An 18771-nucleotide genomic window follows, 5' to 3' on the forward strand; every position below is an offset into this window, starting at 1 on the left:
CCTCGTTGATTCAATGGAGACTTTTTTAGTCCGGCGCATCACGGCGCCGGAGCGGAATGCTGGGCTGCGTTTCACGCAAGCGCGTGCGCGGTCACATATCCACGGTCATCGACAGGAGATATGTGCGCGGTGCTCCCAGGAAGAATGTTCCGAACGAAGCCACGCTGGACCAGTAACTCTCACCGGTCACGTTCTGGATGTTTGCGCGGAAAACCGTCTTCTTGCCGTTGATCGCGGTGGTGTAGCGAGCGCCGAGGTCGAGCCGCGTCCACTCGGGAATCGGCTGCTTGTTCGCGGCGTCGACGAACTGCCTGCCCGTGTAGATCACGGCTCCATTCACGGTAAGCCCCCTCATCCACGGGAGGTCCCACTCCGCGCCGATATTGGCCTGTATGTTCGGAACGCCGATCGGCGTGTTGCCCACATTGGCCGCGACGGCGGTCTTCGTCAGGGTGCCGTCCAGCAGCGAGACACCTCCGAGGACACGAACATCCGGCAAGAGTTCGCCGTAGACGTTGAATTCGAGCCCGCGGACACGTTGCTCGCCTGTCGCCGCGAAGCGCCCAGCAGACGACTCGCCGCTCGCCTTCGATATCTCGAACGCGCTGAAGGTGGTCGCGATCCGGCCAAACTCCACCTTGATACCGGCCTCGTACTGCTTGGCGATGTAGGGCTGCAGCACTTCACCGAAATTGGACGTACCCTGAGGGGCAATGTCGCCCCGCGCGAGACCTTCGACATAGTTCGCGTAGAGGGAGACGTTGTCCTGGGGACGGACGACCAGGCCGACCACCGGGGTGACCGCGCTCTTGTCATAGGACGACGTCGGTGTCCCGACATTGGAGGAATAGTTGTTCGCCTCGATGCCCTGGCGGCGGACGCCCAAAGTCAACAGGACGCGCTCATCGAGCACGGACAAGGTGTCGGCAATCGAAAGCCCGGTAAGCTCGCTGTCCGAGAGCCGAGGGCGGTCGCTGATCTCGTTCGCGAACTGCGTCGGCGCGACGGTCGGGCTGTAGATGTTCGAGGTGACCAGACTGCCATTGGTGAGCCGCCGGTGCAGCGCGTCGTGATAGACCGAGGCCTGGAAGGCGACGGCATGGTGGACGAAGCCGGTATCGAAGCGGGCGCGAACACCGCCATCATATGTAGTTCGATCGATGCTGAGGCCGAAGTACTGGGGCGTCGAGGTCGTATTGCCGCTCGTGTTGACAATGGTCGGAAGACCGAAGAACCGCTCGACGTTGGTCTTGGAGCCGCCGACATCCGCGAACAGCGTGACCTGCTCGGTGAGATCGTACTCCGTCCGCAGCAAGGCAGACTGGTCGTTGATGCGCGACCATTCCCAGGGCTGGGTCACGTTCAGCTTGCCGTCCGGCGCCTTCGGCACCTGCAGGCCGGGAGCCATCAGAAAGGGACGTGACGGCGCGTCGAACCGATCGGTCTGGGCGATGAGATAGAGCCAGGACCTGAACCGTTCGCCTTGATAGTCGAGCGCCAGCGATCCGACACCTGTCGTCTCGGACTGGCGGTCGATGGGCGTGTCGCCGCCGCGGACGCTTCCGCTGGCGCGTACGCCCCATTCCTTGCCATCGCCGTAGCGCCTCGCAACATCCCAGTGACCGCCGAAACGTGCGGTCGAGCCGTAGCTCGCGGTCAAGCGGGTCAAATCCTCTTCCGCGCGCTTGGGCACGACATTGATGACGCCGCCAACACCGCCATTGGGCGCCATGCCCGAGAGCGCGGCCGAGGGACCCCTGAGCACTTCGATGCGCTCGACGTAGTCCGTGAAGATCCGATATGTCGGCGCGATTCCGTAAAGGCCCTCGAAGGCGAACTCACCGTTATTGCCTTCGTTGATCGGGAAGCCGCGTATGTTGAAGGAGTCGACGATACCGCCCGTCGGGTGGGAACTTCGCACGGAGGGATCGAGGATCAGGGCATCCGCACCCGTTGCCGCCTGTTGATCCCGAATGAACTTGTCCGTGTAGCTCGTCACGCTGAAGGGTGACTTCATGGTGTTGGTATTTCCGAGCATCCCCAGTCGCGCGCCTTGAGCGACCTGCCCGCCGGCAAATGGCGGGACGACAGCCGGTTGCGATTGCACTGCGACCGTCGGGGCTTGCGGGGCGCGCCGTGAGGTCGATCGGACCCGCGCGTCGTTTCGCCTGGTTGGCGCACGGCGAACCGACTGTTGCGTCGGAGCTTCGACGGTCACGGGCGGAAGGGAGCTGCCGCCCTGGGCCGTTTGGGATTGAGCAGGCGATTCGAACCACGTCAGCCACGCCACACCACCCAGCAGCGCCGCACCAAAGCGAGCTACCGTCTTATCCCCACCCGCACGTCGCATTCCAGAAAGTCCTTCATCAATAGCGCGCAGCCCGCCGTGAAGCGGCTTCCGCGTTTGGCCAGCAACGACCATGGATCGAAGAGCAGCTCTTCGTATCCGAGCTCGGCCGGCAAGCATGGCCCGTCAATCAGTTGCTCTGCAGACGCGCACGCGCGTTTGCTGCCTTCGTCCTGGCGGCAACATCCGAATGTCAGCGATCTGCATCGCTTCTTTAAGAAGACGCCATCGTGACGGCAACGCAAATGCGTGCGCTGCGGCTTAGAATGCCTCGATCATCGCCAACTGGGAGGGGAATGTCTGGAACGATTCAAATACGCTTTGGATGATTCCAGATCGGTGCGGTCAAAATGCCGCAGGAAGGCTTGCTCGGAGTGCGCTCGTCAGGAACGCTTCGGCATCATCACTTCGTTGCTGTGGCCTTTATCGCGTCGACATCTGCCGCTGATACGCTCTATCTCAGCGAGATCATGATCTGGCTGATGTTGGCCGCAAGCTCCAGGCCCGCTTTCGGCCCCTGCATCACGATCGTCACCCCCTTCTCGTTGCGCAGGTGGACGCCGCTGATGCCTCCAACCAAAGCGAAGCCGCCGCCGACGGAGCTGTAGGTGCCGGCGAAGTCGCCGACCTCGCGGATACCCGAGGCCCAGCCGTCGAGCCGGCCGATCGTCGCGCCGGCGGTGATGCCGAAGCTCATGCCCGTAATTTTGAAGGGATACTTATTGCCCCGATAGGTCAGCACACCGCTTCCAGCGCCACCGCCGACAAGGAGACCCGCCTTGACGATCTTGGCACGCACGTGACCGGCGGCTTGCGCGAATGACGGCGTAGCCGGCACTGCGAAGCCCATCACCAGCACCAGCACCATCATCGCAATCAGGCGACATAGGCGCAGCGGCGATGCCATGATCCGTTCAAGGCTTTGCGGCATCGACTTTCTTCCAAGTCTGGTCGGGATCGAACAAGGTCGTGCGCGGCGCGATGAATTCGGTTCTCGCCCCCAAATCCTTCTCGTAAACGGTGCCGGCATGGTTCACCACGAACGTCATCACACCGGAATTGCCGTACTCGGCGGGCCAGGCGATCAGCCCGAAGCCGCCGATCATCTTGCCCTTGACGACATAATTGAGCGCGCCGCCGGGTGCGTCAGAACCCTGCCCCTTCAGGATGCGGAAGTAATAGCCGTGATAGGGCGCGAGCCTTTCGCCCGGCTTGTAGCCCTCGGCTGAAGCCTCCGCGACGAGGGGACCGAGCGGACTCGGGTCACTGTCGTCGCGCCAGAACAGACCGTCCTTCTTGCCTGACGTCGAGAGGAAGCGCTGTGCGTAGATGCCGGCGCCCTCGCCGCGATCCTTGTCGGCATATTCATTCTGCGCGTCGACATAGGCGAGCGCGGTCTGGATCGCGTCGAGCTCGTTACGGCCGATGCGGCGGCGCAGCACTTCGATCCGTCCCTCGTCAGTGTCGAACTCCCAGCCTGCCTTGGTGTTGACGAGGGGAATCGGGAACGGGAAATCGTCAGGCCCGAGCACCAGCGTCGCCCTCTTGTTGCCCTCCGCCCTGACCGAGTGCTTGGCGTCGTACATCGAAACAAAGCGGGCGCGGATATCGGCGTCGGCGACGTCGTCGCCCGACGAGACGATGTCATCACCCGCCCTTCCGAGCACTTTCAGAACGTCACGTGGACCGCTCCTGGCCGCCGCCGCGAGTGCCGAGGCGGCATCCTCCGGCGTCGGATAAGATTGCTGGGCTCGGGCCGTGGTGACGAGAGCCAGTGCCACGATGCCCGGCAGAGCGGCGCGACGAAGCAACTTCAAGCCGGTCATGGCAAGTCCTCCGCAGGGATCTTTGCGCCATTGGCGAGCCAGTCACCGTAGGATCGGAATCTCAATCCGAGCTTGTCGTAGTAGACCCGCAGATAGCCATCGCTGCCGCGCGTGACAGCATCGGGCGCCACCCGCTCGACCTCCTGCGCCATCACGCCGACATAGCTCTTGTCGCTGCCGATATAGCTGAAGCGGTAGTAGCCGAGGCCGCTTGCGAGATAGCCGAGCAGGACGACATCGTGCTTCAGTGCGATGTCGGAACGCCGGCCACCACCGCCCCCTCCGCGGCCGCCACCACCAAAGCCACCTCCGCCGCCGCGCATCGCCATTCCGCCACCTCCGCCGCGGCCAGCCATGCTTGGTCCGCCGCCACCACCGCGCGGCATGCTCGCCATGCTGGATCTTCCGCGCGCAGATGCTGCGGCTGCCGACCGGCCGGAGGAGACGTTCATCGCGCCGCCGCGATTGCCGCCACCGCCGCGGTTGGCCGCACCGCCGCTGGGGCGGCTGGCGGCCTTCGCACGATCGCCGCCACCCTTGGCCCGGTCGCCTCCGCCCTTGGCACGATCCCCGGCACCAGCGCGATCACCACCGCCCGGCCGATCGCCGCGATTGCCGGCACGGTCACCCGCTCGATCGCCGGCTCGATCACCAGCACGATCGCCCGCACGATCACCCGCGCGATCACCCGCGCGATCTCCTGCACGATCTCCTGCACGATCGCCTGTCCGATCTCCTGCGCCCTGATTGGGTCGCAGCACCTGATTGCCGTCACGACCTCGGAAATCCATCCGATCCGACACGCCCGCCTTCAGGTTGTTGTTGCCAAAGCGCTGCTGAACATTGCTGTTGTTGTAGCGCACGCCCTGGCGATGCGCCGGATTGTGCTGCCAGCCGTTACCGATGTTGGTGGTGCGATGATTGACGTAGACGTTGCGGTTGCCCCAATTGCAGCCGCCGCCCCAGTAATTGCCCCAGCGCCCGATCGCCCAGGCGGTGCCGAAGGCGAGGCCGGCCGCGACCACGCCGGCACCGATATAGGACGGGTAGCCCCAATAATACGGCGGATACTCCGCATAGGGCCAGCTGCCATAGACCGTCGCCGGATCGTAATATGGCACGTACATCGCCGAGGGGTCGGCCTGCTGGATCACGACGACCTGCTTGCCTTCCTGCGACTGGACACTGACCTTCTGCTGCTTGGTCGTGACCAGCTTCTTGTTGTCATAGGCCTTGTTGCGCAGGCGCTGGATCGCATCCATCACGTCGGGCTGCTGGGCGAGAAAGGCATCCCCGAGCTTCTTGGTCCATTCGAGCTGGTCGCTCATCATGGTCAACACATCGGCGGTGCTGGCCAGCGCCTTGACGCTGTCGTCCCAGGCCTGCTTCTCGACCTCCGTCTTCAGCGCATCGCCCTTCAGGGTCTTGCGCTCCTTCAGCCAGCGGTCGGCCTGCACCACCTCCAACGGATAGGTTGAGGCGGCGAGCACATTGGCAAGGAGCTCGTCCGGATAGAGCCCGATCGGCGCTACCAAGGCCTCGAGCTGCTCCGGCTTCAGAAGCTCGGCGGTCGGCGCAGGCGGAGGAGCCGGCTGCGCTTGCGGAGACGGGGCCGCAGGCGTCGTGTTGGTTTGCGCCGTTGCGGCGAACGATGTCGCCATGACGAGCGCAAGCGCCATCAGGGTCTTGCCGCAGCGAAACATTGCACCCTCCCTTGCACTTCCAGGGTGGGACGATCGGGCCGGGGCGCAGACGTTTGTTGATCGAGATCAACGAAACGAAGCCCTCGTGGCTGCTGCAGCGCGAGAGCAAACTGTCATTCAACCAGCCCGGCATCCATCCGGAGCCGGCGCGGCGCCCTCAGTCCAGGGGCATTGGCGGCTCGCCACATCGTCTGTCAGCGGATGATCGGAAGCTGGATCGTGAACAGCGCCCCGCCCGCAGGCTGGTTCGCCGCGGCGATCGTGCCGTGATGGGCCTCGATGATGGTTTTGGCGATCGCGAGCCCCATGCCCATGCCCTGAGGCTTGGTCGTGAAGAACGGATCGAACACGTCGGCGAGGTCGGAGGCGGCAATCCCGGGACCAGTATCGGAGACCCGGATCTCCGCTGCATTGCCGACGCGCTGGGTCGAGACGTTGACCTGGCGCTTTCCGGGATCGGCGTCGAAGATCGCATCCATCGCGTTGATGACGAGGTTGAGAACGACCTGCTGAAGCTGGATCGGATCACCTCTGACATGCAGGTCAGCCAAAGCGGGCGTGTAGATCAATGTGATCCGGCGTCCGCCGGCGACAGCCCGCACAAGGCCGATCGCTTCGCGGACCATATCGTTGAGCTCGATGTCCTTGACCTCGAACGGTGTCTTTTTCAGAATACTGCGTAGCCTGCGGATGACTTCGCTCGCCCGCTGATCATCACGCCTGATGTCCGCGAGGATCTGCCGGATCTCGTCGATGTCGGGCGAAGCGGCCTTGAGCATGAGCTCCGCGGTCTCGGCGTTGGTCAGGATGGAGCCGAGCGGCTGGTTCAGCTCATGGGCGATCGACGTGGTCAACTCGCCAACGGCCGAATAGCGGTTGGCGTGAGCGAGCTCGGCCAGACGCTGGCGTGACTCGACTTCGGCGACCTGGCGCCGACGCCGCTCATGCAGCATCCCGCTGATCAGGCCGGCCTGCACCAGAATCACGGACGCGATCAGCAGCATCTGCCAACGATAGCGCTCCCAGATGCTCTGTTCGCGAAACACGATTTCGCTGCCGGGAGGCAAACGGCTCTCGCTGATGCCCCAGTGCTGCAATTGGCGCCAATCATATCTCGGCGCGGCGAATCCGATCGGATCGTAACTGATGCTCGCTGGTTTCGCGCCGCCGAGAATGCCAATCGCGGCACTGACGGTCCGGGAGCTCGTTTCCGCGATCATATGCATCGGTCCCCCGACGGTGCCGTCACCGAAGAACGGCTCCTGGTAGGAGAAGATCGGGGCATTCGCGGCCGCGTACAGGCTGCGCAAGGCGATGTCGCTCTCGTGGACGACCCCGGCCGCATCGACCGACATCAGTCCCCAGAACAGCGCGGTGTGCGGCGGCAGCCTTGATGCGCGTTTCAGGATTTCCTCGAATGACAGGTCCGAGTACCAGACCAGCTCAATCCCTTCTCCCAAAGGTTGCAGTTCCCGCTTCACCTCCTCTACCCAGAACTTCTCGAGCGGCGATGCGCCGATCACGACCGCAATCGACTTGGTGTCCGGCAGAACCTGAAGGATGTTGCCGAACGCGGCCATGAAGTCGTTGCGGATCGCCACGACGACGTCGTTGTCGCTGAGATCGGCGCGATTGATCAGCCGATGCTCGACCGCGGAGAAAATCAATGGCACATCAGGGAACAGTCTTCCGCGGTATTTCTGCGCAAACCGGGCCGCCGGCGCGCCGATGCTCAATACGATGTCGGGCATCGCTCCGTGGTACAGCGACTGCAGATAGTCGACGAAAGGCGCCTCGGGACCAGGATTATTGAAGCGCGCGGTGAGCAGCGCGTGCTCCTGGATGTCGAGCGGCCAGGGCGATTGCCGTTCGAGCTTGGCCTTGATATCGCGCGCATACTCGCTCCACGGCCGAAAATCACGGCCGAAAGAATGCAATATCAGGACGCGCTTCAGCTCGCCGCGGAGGCTCCGCTCGACTGCACCAACTCGCCCGGCTGACAGGCACACGGTGAAAAGCAGCGCGAGACAGAGTAGCGCCGCCACGGCCCTCGGCCTGACCTTGGAGATGGACGTGGGCCCGCTCATGCTCCATCCTTGCAGCTCCAGCAACTGCTGTCGCGGCAATTCTAGCGGGAATTGCACCGCTGCGACAGGCCCGGGGCGGCTTCACAGCTCAATGCCCGCTCAGCACCAGCGTCTGGATCGGCAGCAGGAGCGCCTGGATGCGCAGCAGCAGGGCATGCACCAGGCCGACGCCGTCGACGACATGCAGCGCGATCTTCCGGCTGGTCGAAGTCCCCTTGGCCGAGATTTCCTCGTGGTTGCTGGTGTAGGCATTGACGACGCAGCTACTGCCCGGCGTCACGCCATCGATGCCACCCTTGTAAAGCGGCTCCAGGAACACCAGGATGGTGCCGGGGCGGACGGCGTTCTGCGGATCGACCAATTGCTCCCCGGATCGGAATTGTCCGGCAGCGATGTAGTCCTGGACTGACGTGATCACCATGGGGATGATCACCCATGGCCTGGAGATGCAGGTCGCTTCCGCCACCATGCCCTCTTTCATCACCTGTGCCTCGATCTGGCCGAACCCGGCCTGGAGCACCTTGCGGCCGGCCCCCTCCGGGATGAGAACGCCTGCGGGCCGCATGAGTTGATTGACGACGTCGCCGGGACGGATCAGGAATTGCTCGACCCGCCCATCGACACCGGCGCGGACGAAGGTCTTGTCGATATCGACCTGGGCCTGGTCGAGCGCGGCCTCCGCGCTGGCCTTCTGCGCCGGCAGCAGGATGGAGATCTGCATCGATACGGATTGCTTCGCGGCAGTCGCGGCATCGATCCCGGACTGACGTTGATCGACCAAAACCTGGAGCTTGTCGATATCACGTTGCGGAACGATGCCCGGATTGCGGCGCTGCAGCTCGGTCTTGACCTCGAGCTCGTCCTTGGCCTGCTGGTAGTTCGCCTTCGCTTCCCCGATCTGTGCCTCGGCCTTGACCACGTCGGCCTGCGCCGTCTGCATGGCGGCATCGACCTCCGCGACCTTCCGCTTGGCGGTTTCGAACGCGGCCTGCTGTTTCGATGCGTCGAGCGTGAACAGCACGTCGCCCTTCTTCACCGGCGCGCTGAAGCCGACCTTGACCTCGGCAACGCGGCCGGAGCCTTCCGGCAGGATCGGCACGGTGCGGAAATAGAGCGTCGCCGATGACGTCGTCGGATGGAAATAGAAGATCATGGTGATCAGCGACACCGTCAGCATCAGGCAGCCGGTGATGCCCCAGCGCAACTCGTACCAGATCGAGAAGAAGGTGATCTCCTTGCCGAAACGCTTGCCCTGGGCGTAGCGGCGGTAAAGATAGTCCGGCAGGATCGTCAGCAGCGAGCAGAACATCAGCTCAAACATGGCTGTGCTCCTTCTTTGCGGCTTCCGGCTTCTGTTCGGGAGGCGTCGCGGCCTCTGTCCGGATCTCTTCGCCACCGGCGGCAGGCGCTGCCTCTGCAATCTTCTCGACCGACCCGGCGATGCTGCGCAGCGGCGTGCCGAAATCGGGAAGATCGATCAACGCGAGCAGGAGGCCTGCGACCCAGAAGATGTGCATATGCGTGAACAACGAGATCAGGCCGAGCACCGCGACGAACTCGAACTGCAGTTTTTGCGATTTGTGCGCCATCCGCTCGGGCAGGCTGTGCAGCTTCCAATAGAGCGTACCGACCCAGAGCACGGTGCCGATCAGGAACAGCCCCATCACGACCATCAGCGTATCAGTCCCGCTCCCCGGCGCCAGATAAAACGGCAGATGGTGCGGAGCCATCGGATGAAGCTGGTCGCTCAAGGCGTCTCTCCCGATCAAATGCGCATGTGCGATATTGTGTTCGGGCTGGCCGCGGTTTGCTTGATTTGAATCAAGGGAACATCCTCCGCCGGACCTAGCGTTTCCTGGATGCTGATTGGATAACCACCAGGAGCCGCCAGCCATGCCCGGCCTCGACGATCTCATCCCCAACGCCGCTCAGATTCGGAAGGAAGCCGCTCTCAAGGAGGCCGAGAAGGCCGAGGAGTATGTCCGCCTCGCCGCCGCGGTCGAAGCCGAGAAGCGCGCGCTGATCGAGCGGCTCAGCAAACCCTCCGGCAAGAGCGAGGAGGAGAAGATCAAACTCGCCTCGACCATCATCCAGCGTGCGGTGCGAAACGGCCTGACGGAGGTGCTGGTCTATCGCTTCCCCAACTCGCTTTGCACCGACAAGGGGCGCGCCATCAACCAGATGGAAAAGGGCTGGGAGACCACGCTGACCGGCATCCCCAAGGAGATCTTCCAGCTCTGGACCGATTATCTGAAGCCGCGCGGCTATCGCATCGCCTACCAGATCATCGATTTCCCCGGCGGTGTGCCGGGCGATATCGGCGTGACCATTTCCTGGGACGATTGATCCTCCGGACGACGACGAGCGCAGCAGCGAGAGGACCGGCATGGCCAAGGACGCGACCGCGGAGAAGATGAAGCGGAAGGACTATGAGAAGGAGCTGGGGAAGCTCCAGGTCGAGCTGTGTCACCTTCAGGACTACGTGCGGGAGAATAAGCTCCGGGTCATCGTGCTGTTCGAAGGCCGGGACGCAGCCGGCAAGGGCGGCACGATCAAGGCGATTACCGAGAAGGTCAGCCCGCGCGTGTTTCGTGTGGTCGCCCTGCCCGCGCCGTCAGATCGCGAGAAGACGCAAATGTTCTTCCAGCGCTACATGGAGAAATTTCCGGCCGGCGGCGAGATCGTGATCTTCGACCGGAGCTGGTACAACCGCGCGGGCGTCGAATATGTCATGGGCTTCTGCACTCCCGCCGAGCACGAGCGCTTCCTCTCGCTGTGTCCGCAGATGGAGAAATACGTCATCGACGGCGGCATCATCCTGATCAAGATCTGGCTCGAGGTCGGCATGGACGAGCAGGAGCGCCGCTTCAATGCCCGCATTGACGATCCCGTCCGGCAATGGAAGCTCAGCCCGATGGATCTGGAATCCTATCGGCGGTGGTACGACTATTCGCGGGCGCGGGACCTGATGCTGAAGAAGACGAGCACGAAGGACGCACCCTGGTATATCATCCGCTCCGACGACAAGCGGAAGGCGCGGCTGAACTGCATCGCCCACCTTCTGGGCGGCATCCCCTACAAGCGTATCAAGAAGGACAAGATCAAGCTGCCGAAGCGTTCCGACAATGGACGCTACAATGACCAGACCAGCCTGAAGGGGATGAACTTCGTCGCCGAGCGATATTGAGACGCGAGCGGGCTGCGCTGCCGCAGCCCGCCGTCTCGTCTGGATCACTTGAGGCGGATCGTGACGCCGCCGACCGCCGCCGATACTTCCGCGCCGACCCTCGGACCGCTGAGCTGGAGGATCACGCCGTTGGCGTTCTGCAGCTGAACGGCACCGGCGCCCGCGGCCACGGCTCCGCCCGCTCCGCCCACGGCGTAAGAGCCTTCGATGGATGCTGGTCCCTTCAGATTGAGCGCCCGGCCGACGAACTTGGTCGTCGATGCCCCGACCGTGAGGCCAACGCTCATGCCGGAGACGGTGAAGGGATATTTCTTGCCCCGGAGGAGCAGAACGCCCTCGCCGCCCCCGACGCCGACGATGAAGCCGCCCTTGGTGAAGACGACGGCGACCTCGCCGGTCTCGGCACGCGACGGCGTGCTGAGACCGGTCAGGGCCGCAATCGAGGCAACCAGGGCGACGCCAACGGCAAGTGTCTTCATGACTTTCTTCCCCCTTTTGATCATTGCGCAAGGATCATTGCGAAGTAGCCGAACACGGTGAGCAAGATGCCCGAGACGGCATAGCCGACCGGGAATCCGATCCACGGCACGGAACTCTGGATCTCGACCGCGGCCTCACGGCACGGACCGGAGTGCGACCGCGCGCCGGCAACGCCGCCCATCAGCACGGCCGGGTTGATCTTGAAGACGTGGAAGCCGATCGCCCAGACGATGAACGGCGGGATCGTGCAGGCAATGAAGCCGACGAGGAATATCTTCAAGGCGACTGCACCCGTGAGCTGCGACAGCAGCCCCGCGCCGGCATTGACGCCAACGATGGCGACGAAGACCACGAGGCCGAGATCCTCCAGCACGTTGCGCGCCGCGTTCGGCGTGTTGCCGAAGAAGCGCAGACGCGACACGACCGACGACACGATCACACCCGACAGCAACAGACCGCCCGCGTTGCCGAGGCCGATCTTGGCACCGAACGCCGGGAATTCGATCTTGCCGATCAGGAAGCCGATGATCATCCCGACCGCCAACGTCAGCAGATCGGTCGAGGTGTTGGACCGGGCGATCCGGCCCCACATCTCGCCGAGCTCGTTGACGGCAGACTTCAAGCCGACCACGGAGACGATGTCCATCCGCTCCAGCTTGGTCTTGAGACCGGCCGGAATCTGCACACCGCCGCGCTCGACCTTGGTGACCTGCAGCTGGCCGGCGATCGCGGTGTCACGGAAGGACTCGAAGGTGCGCCCCACCATCTCCTTGTTGGTGATGAGGATGTCCGCCTGGTCCATGGGAATGCCGAGCGTCTTGGCATCCGAGACCTCCGGACCGATCAGGCCCATCTTCTCGGTGAGGTGCTCGGTCGAGCCGCCGAGGGCGACGATGTCGCCCTTCTGCAGCACGAGGTCGGCATCCGCGCCTTGCGGCTCGCCGTTCCGCCCGACATTGACGATCCGGTATTCCGGATTTATCGAGCGGAATTTCGCGATGCTCATACCGACCGTCGCCGGGTTTTCCAGCCGGTAGGCCCGCAAACCGAACTGGCGATAGCCGGTCAGGCCGCCGCCTTCCAGATCCTTGACGCCGAATTCCCGCTCGTACTGCTTCGCGGCGGCCTTGGCATCGACGCCCCACCAGCGCGGCAGGTATTTGCAGATCAGGATGATGCCGACGGTGCCCCAGATGTAGGTGATGCCGTAGGACAGCGCGATCATGCCTGAGGCATCCTCAGGCTTCATTCCCTCGGGCAGCTTAACGACGCCCGACGTGATGGCCTGCTCGGCCGAGCCGATCGCCGCCGACATGGTCTGCGATCCCGCCAACATGCCGCCGGCTGCGCCTGGCGGGAGAGAGAACATCTTGGCGCCGATCACCACTAGCGCGAGCCCGATAACGCTCGATACCACCGCGAGGATGCAGAACTTCAGGCCGTCGCCCTTCAGGCTGTTGATGAAGGACGGCCCGACACGCAACCCGACGCCATACATGAAGAGATAGTAGAACAGACTCTTGGCGAAATTGTTCAGCTCGAGCTTCACGCCGTAGGTCGACGCCCACACCGAGACGCCGGCGCCGACCACGATGGCGCCGGCAACCATGCCGAGGCCATACCCCTTGATGCTGGCCCGACCGATATAGACGGCGAGGCCGACGACAAAGAACAGCAGCAGGTACGGATTCTGCTGCAGGAAGGTGAAAAACGCCTGCATGTTGGTCCCCTCCAAGACTTATGACGCAGCCTTGAGCTTGGGCTGTGCACTGGGCTTTGGACGTCCGATCTTCGCCAGGGCTTCGGACCGCACGAGCTTCAGCCCTTCCTTGGCGTCGTAGCCGTGGATCTCCTTCACATCGAGCTTGCGCATGAAGTCGATGGTCTCCTGCGTGATGACCTGACCGGGCACCATGATCGGGAAGCCCGGCGGATACGGGATCACGAAATTGGCCGAGACGAGCTCTGGTCCCGACTTGAGCCGGCGATCGATCTCGGGATCATTGAGGCGGATGTGCTCGCAACCCGCCACGTCGTAGGCCGCGTAAAAGCCGCTGCGAATGTCGCCTTCATTGGTCTTGCTGCCGGCATCGCCGCGGAAGCTCGGGTGGAAATGCGAGAAGTTGGGCAGATCAGGCACGTCGGTCATCAGGCTCTTGACCCGTGCTTCGAAGGTCTTCCTCGCATTGGCACCGCCCTGCGCCAACCCGCGATCGACCTCGCCCGCGATGTCGGCGAGGACGCGGATGAGATGCGCGACGTCGCTGCGGGTGTTGTTGATGTTGGACTGGACCAGGACCGAGTTGCGCGAGGTCTTGTTGACCTGGATGTTGTACTCATTGGCGAGGATACCCTTGAACTGGGTGCCGTCATAACCGGCCATGCCGCACACCAACGTCATGCGGGTCGGATCGAGGCAGAACTCGTCCTCGTCCAGGCTCTTGAGGGTGTTGACCCAATTCACGCCCGCGGCGAGATAATCGGTAAAGCCGCTCTGGCGATACTGGGCAGGCACCATGGCGTCGGCGCCGAGGATGCGGAAATATTTCGAGATCAGCGGGTTGTTGTTGACCGCCTGGCGAATGGCAAGCGCGATCTCCATCGCATTGGCCACGAGGCCGTAACCTTCCAGTTCCATCTGCCGCCGCGATATATCGAGGCTGGCGATGAGTTGCTGGTTCGGGCTGGTGGAAGCGTGGGTGAACACGGCCTCCTTGAACTGCTGTTCGACCGTGTGGAATTCGACGTCCTTGACCGAGAGCATGGAGCCCTGGCGGATCGCCGACATCGACTTGTGGGTCGAGTTGGTCTGGTAGACCCGCAGCCGGATCTGCCTGGGATCGGGAATCAGCCGGGTCTTGAGCAGCATCTCGTCCGACGGGCTCTTGCCGAGTTCGGCCTGCTGCTTCTCATAGGTCGCGACCGACTTCGGGTCGTGCATCCACGCCTCGATCTCGTTCGCCGCCCCCATGGCGGTGCGGCGGCGCAGGAACGGCGAGAAGCGCGCGAAGCCGAACCAGGCCTCGTCCCAGAGGAAGATCAGGTCCGGCTTGATAGCGAGACATTCCTCCATCACCCGGCGGGTGTTGTAGATGTGGCCGTCGAAGGTGCAGTTGGTGAGGTCGATCATCTTGACGCGGTCGAGCCGGCCGTCGGCCCTGGCGCCGAGCAGCGCCTGCTTGATCGTCTTCAGCGGCACCGCGCCGTACATCGAGTATTCCGTCATCGGGAAGGCTTCGACGTAAAGCGGCTGCGCACCGGCCAGAACCATTCCATAGTGGTGCGACTTGTGGCAGTTGCGATCGACGATCGCGATGTCGCCCGGCGCGAGCAGCGCCTGCACCGCCATCTTGTTCGATGTCGAGGTGCCGTTGGTGACGAAGAAGACGCGGTCAGCGCCGAGCGCCCTCGCCGCTTTCTCCTGCGCCTTCTTGATGTTGCCGGTCGGCTCCAGCATGCTGTCGAGGCCGCCCGTGGTGGCGCTGCTCTCGGCCAGGAACAGGTTCGGCCCGTAGAATTCGCCCATGTCGCGGATCCAGTCGGACTTGAAGATCGACTTTCCGCGGGCGATCGGCAACGCATGGAACGTGCCGATCGGACGCTGCGCATATTTCTTCAGATTGTCGAAGAACGGGGTGTCGTAGCGATCCTGAATGCCTTCGAGGATGGACAGATGCAGCTCGAGGAGCTCCTCGACGGAGTAGAAGATGCGGCGAACGACGTTGGCTTCAGGGTTTCCAGCCAACTCCTCGACGTCGCGGTTCGAGATCATGTAGAGGTCGAGCTCGGGTCGGACGCGCTTGATGATTTGGGCGAGCCGGAGCGCGGAGGCGTCGGCCTCGTCGTTGAGGCCGGCCGAAGCCGTGATCGAGCGCAGCACGGGTGCATTGTGGCGCGAGCGCAGCCCGAAGCCTTCGTTGATGATGACGGCCGCGATATTGGGATTGAGCATGGTCGCGCAGAATGCGTCTTCCAGGCTGCCGACGACGACGGGCTCATAGATGAAGCCATCGATTGGACGCCGCAACTTGCGCCATTCGGCGGCGAGCGCCGGCCACTGACTTGACGACACGCCGGTCACGATCAGGGTTTCGAAATAGGGCCGGCGTGCCGTATGCGCACCGAACGTCGGTGGCACCAGCTCGGGCGCGTCGCCATTACCATCATCCTTCGCGCTCCAGTCGCCGGCATGCTGCCGGAAAGACCGCGTCGCAAGTGCCTGGGTAATCCGCGTCGCAAGGGCCAGCGACGTTGCCCCATCGCCTGCTGAGGCCGCTTCCCGCAGTGCCGCCATCAGGTGCAGGCCAGGATAGCCGTAAAACTCCTCCGTCACCGCAAGATCGGCCAGTGCCGTATCGTAGACCGCGCGATTGCCGACCCGAGCCCACGCCTTCGCGGCCTCCACGAGGTCGCGCCAGTCATCCGCCCGCGCGCCGGGCCCGGAGAAGAACTGATCGATGCGCTTTTGCGCCGGCTTGGTGTCCTTGGACATGTGTCTCTCCCGATCTTCGGCGGTGCCTTGATGGTCACTCGATGGTCATTTGATGCCAATTGGGCGAAGATGAGCGTGATCGTGAGTTCGGCGCCGGTGGCTCCATTGATCCAAGTCAACGGTCGGGCGCATTCTGGCGAGACCGTCGGCCGCAGCGGTCATTCGCATTGCAACACGCCCGCTCAGGCCGTCCGCTGCGCCGTCACGGCCTGCTCGTCGCCGAGGACGCTGTCGAGCGATCGCAGCCACTGGCTGCTATCCGTCCTCTCCGCCAGCCCTTCCGCCCGCAAGAGGTCGCGGAGCTGCGCGTGTGCGCCGACGATGGAGAAAATGACCTTTCGCGCGGCGAGCTCGTCGTAGAGGTCGTGCAGCATGCCCGCGCCGGCGAGATCGATATAGGGCGAAGCCGAGAGGTCGCAGACCACCAGCCGGATCCCGGGCGCGCGCCGAAGCGCGATCAGGACGGTATCGAGGATCGTCTCGGCGTTGATGTAGAGCAGCGAGGCTTCGGGCCGGAACGCGATGACGCCGATCAGCGGCTCGACGTCTGCGTGCCTTGAACTGTCCGAATAACGGCCGCTGCCGGGCAAGCGGCCGAGGAACGCGACGTTTGGCCGCGAGGCCCGGGCCAGCAGCAAAAAGATCGAAGCGATCGACGCCAGCAGCACGCCTTGCAGGATTCCGAGCAATAGCACGGAGACCAGCGCAATCGTTGCGGCGTAGAAATCGATCCGGCTGACCTGCCACATCCGCACCAGCGCGCGGACGTCGACGAGCTTGTAGACGGCGGCAAAGACGATGGCTGCAAGCACGGCCTTGGGCAGGTTGGTCAAGAGTCCCGTGAAGAACAGAAGGCACAGCCCGAGCGTCACCGAGCAGATCACCAAAGCGAGCGGCGTCCGTGCGCCGGCGCTGTCATTGACGGCCGATTGCGACAGCCCGCCGGCAACCGGATAGCCATGGCCGAAGGCAACGACGAGGTTCGCTGCCCCCAGCCCCAGGAACTCCTGCCGGACATCGAGGGGATAGCCGTGCTTGGCGGCGAAGCTGCGGGCGGCCGAAACGCCCTCGATATAGGCCAGCAGGATACACCCTGCGGCGAGCGGGAAGAGGTCGTCGAAGTCCAGCAGGCCGATCGTCGGAATGCCGAGGGCCGGCAGACCTTCCGGTATCTTCCCGGTGACGGGCACGCCGTACGCCGGCAGGCCGAGCAGCGTCGCCGTCCCGATCGCGAGCGCGACGATGGTGATGCCGACCGGTTTGCCCGGCAGCAGCCGTTCGCCGAACAGGAGGAGCAGCAGCGCGACCGCGCCGACGGCGAGCACGAGCAGGTTGACGGCTCCGAGCTGGCCGGCGAGCTTGATGGCGCGGTCGAAGAAATTGTGGCCGCCGCCGGCAACGCCGAGCAGGCTCGGCAGCTGGCTCATGATGATGGTGAGCCCGGCGCCGGCCTTGAAGCCGACCAGGATGCTGTCGCTGACGAGGCGGACCAGCACGCTCAGCTTGAACAACCACGCGATGAAGCACAGCACCGCCACTGCAAAGGCCGCAAGGCTTGCGATCTGCGCATAGCGGATCGCATCGCCTCCGGCCAGCGCGCCGACGGTGCCCGCGATCATCAGGGAGATCGCCGAGGTCGGCCCGATCGCAAGTTGCCGGGACGAGCCGAGCAACGCATAGCCGATGCCGCCGAGCATATAGCCGTAGACGCCGATCTGAGGCGGCAGGCCGGCCAGCGCGGCATAGGCGAGCGAAACCGGGATGGCGTAAGCAGCCAGCGTGACGCCGGCGACGGCGTCGGAGGAAAACCACTCTCGCCGGTAGGCGCCAAGCCAGCCGGCCGGCGGGAACGACCGTATCCATCCAGGTTCGGACGGCGCGCTCATTGGACGGCCCTCTGATGCGAGGCTTCGCAGCGCAGCAAGACGACCAACAGCGCGACCACGGGGATACCGAGCGCGAGGTCCGGAATAGCCTTGGTGGCGAAGGCGCCCACCGCGGCGCCCAAGCCGAACACCGCACACAAGGCGAAGAAGATGCCCGAGCGGCGCAGCGTGCCGAGCGGCGCGCCTCCGGCGGCGGCGTCGAAGACCGTCTCGATCGCCTGGCGCATGTTGCCCGTGACCATCACCGTGCTACAAACAACGCCTTCGACCCTGGTGAAGATCGCGGTCTGCATCGCGGCGACGAACGAGATGCCAAGCGTTCCAGCCAGATCCGGCAGCCTGTTGTGCAGGATGCTGATCGCGATCAGCAGCAATATCTCGAGCAGGGTGCTGATCGCGCTGGCCCGCCCGCCCGCTACGCGGCGCAGCCATGCGGCAATCACGATACCGGCCGCAAAGGCGAGAAGCGGCGGCACGAAGTGAAGCGCCTTCGTCCAGTCGCCGGCCGTCGCATAAACCCAGAGGAAGATCAGGTTGGCCGTCTGGGCATTCGCCATCACGCCGTGGATGATCCAGGTATAGGCGTCGATATAACCGCCCGCGAACGCGAGCAGCAGAACGATCTCCACCGTTTCGTCGCGGCGGATCGCGCCGGCTGCGAGGTCGAGAGCGCTCATGTTGACGATGCCGACTGTCGCGAATTCCGCATCGTCCGATAGGCGGGGCCTTGCCGCTCGCAGGGCTTGATCTGGATCAAGCAATG

General features: G+C 63.8%; 14 protein-coding genes. 2 read left to right on the top strand and 12 right to left on the bottom strand.

Translation table 11 applies throughout. The features are described from left to right. Positions 1–91 precede the first annotated feature (91 nt). The 7 genes from GDN70_RS25385 to GDN70_RS25415 form a co-directional block, all read right to left on the bottom strand. Positions 92–2422, bottom strand: a complete 2331-nt coding sequence (locus tag GDN70_RS25385) for a TonB-dependent siderophore receptor (RefSeq protein WP_244625823.1) — start codon at positions 2420–2422, stop codon at positions 92–94. Positions 2423–2801: 379 nt separating this feature from the next. Further along, a complete protein-coding gene (locus tag GDN70_RS25390; protein WP_152103178.1) occupies positions 2802–3278 on the bottom strand; it encodes a hypothetical protein in 477 nt (158 codons plus the stop codon). After that, positions 3262–4173 (bottom strand): DUF2950 domain-containing protein, encoded by a 912-nt coding sequence (locus GDN70_RS25395; protein WP_038970469.1) that lies wholly within the window; start codon positions 4171–4173, stop codon positions 3262–3264. Before GDN70_RS25395 ends, GDN70_RS25390 begins: the two co-directional genes overlap by 17 nt. Then, the gene (locus tag GDN70_RS25400; RefSeq protein ID WP_152103179.1) at positions 4170–5876 is read right to left on the bottom strand and encodes a DUF3300 domain-containing protein; all 1707 of its coding nucleotides are present in this window, start codon (positions 5874–5876) and stop codon (positions 4170–4172) included. Before GDN70_RS25400 ends, GDN70_RS25395 begins: the two co-directional genes overlap by 4 nt. A gap of 194 nt (positions 5877–6070) precedes the next feature. After that, a complete protein-coding gene (locus tag GDN70_RS25405; RefSeq protein WP_038970471.1) occupies positions 6071–7963 on the bottom strand; it encodes a HAMP domain-containing sensor histidine kinase in 1893 nt (630 codons plus the stop codon). A gap of 88 nt (positions 7964–8051) precedes the next feature. Beyond that, complete coding sequence (locus GDN70_RS25410; protein WP_028142535.1) at positions 8052–9284, bottom strand: HlyD family secretion protein; 1233 nt, start codon at positions 9282–9284, stop codon at positions 8052–8054. After that, complete coding sequence (locus GDN70_RS25415) at positions 9277–9693, bottom strand: hypothetical protein (RefSeq protein ID WP_038970507.1); 417 nt, start codon at positions 9691–9693, stop codon at positions 9277–9279. The genes GDN70_RS25410 and GDN70_RS25415 overlap by 8 nt, the downstream gene beginning before the upstream one ends. 163 nt (positions 9694–9856) lie before the next feature. On the opposite strand from GDN70_RS25415, the gene GDN70_RS25420 reads away from it, so the two are divergent. Both GDN70_RS25420 and ppk2 read left to right on the top strand, forming a co-directional pair. Further along, entirely contained in the window at positions 9857–10309 is a 453-nt protein-coding gene (locus GDN70_RS25420; RefSeq protein WP_028142533.1) for a hypothetical protein, read from the top strand. A gap of 40 nt (positions 10310–10349) precedes the next feature. Next, complete coding sequence (gene ppk2, locus GDN70_RS25425; protein WP_038970472.1) at positions 10350–11150, top strand: polyphosphate kinase 2; 801 nt, start codon at positions 10350–10352, stop codon at positions 11148–11150. A gap of 44 nt (positions 11151–11194) precedes the next feature. Here the strand turns inward: ppk2 and GDN70_RS25430 are convergent, their stop codons facing one another. The 5 genes from GDN70_RS25430 to GDN70_RS25450 form a co-directional block, all read right to left on the bottom strand. Beyond that, complete coding sequence (locus GDN70_RS25430) at positions 11195–11629, bottom strand: hypothetical protein (RefSeq protein ID WP_028142531.1); 435 nt, start codon at positions 11627–11629, stop codon at positions 11195–11197. Positions 11630–11649: 20 nt separating this feature from the next. Beyond that, a complete protein-coding gene (locus tag GDN70_RS25435; protein ID WP_028142530.1) occupies positions 11650–13350 on the bottom strand; it encodes an aspartate:alanine exchanger family transporter in 1701 nt (566 codons plus the stop codon). 18 nt (positions 13351–13368) lie between these two features. Continuing rightward, on the bottom strand, positions 13369–16122 hold the full coding sequence (locus GDN70_RS25440; RefSeq protein WP_152103180.1) for a decarboxylase: 2754 nt from the start codon (positions 16120–16122) through the stop codon (positions 13369–13371). Between the two features lie 182 nt (positions 16123–16304). Continuing rightward, positions 16305–18008: a SulP family inorganic anion transporter gene (locus GDN70_RS25445; protein WP_038970473.1), complete on the bottom strand. Its 1704-nt coding sequence runs from the start codon at positions 18006–18008 to the stop codon at positions 16305–16307. Beyond that, positions 18005–18685, bottom strand: coding sequence for a YoaK family protein (locus tag GDN70_RS25450; protein ID WP_152103736.1), 681 nt, complete (start codon positions 18683–18685; stop codon positions 18005–18007). Before GDN70_RS25450 ends, GDN70_RS25445 begins: the two co-directional genes overlap by 4 nt. Between the last annotated feature and the right edge of the window lie 86 nt (positions 18686–18771).

It is taken from the genome of Bradyrhizobium sp. TM102 (assembly GCF_009176685.1).
Classification (GTDB): domain Bacteria; phylum Pseudomonadota; class Alphaproteobacteria; order Rhizobiales; family Xanthobacteraceae; genus Bradyrhizobium; species Bradyrhizobium ottawaense.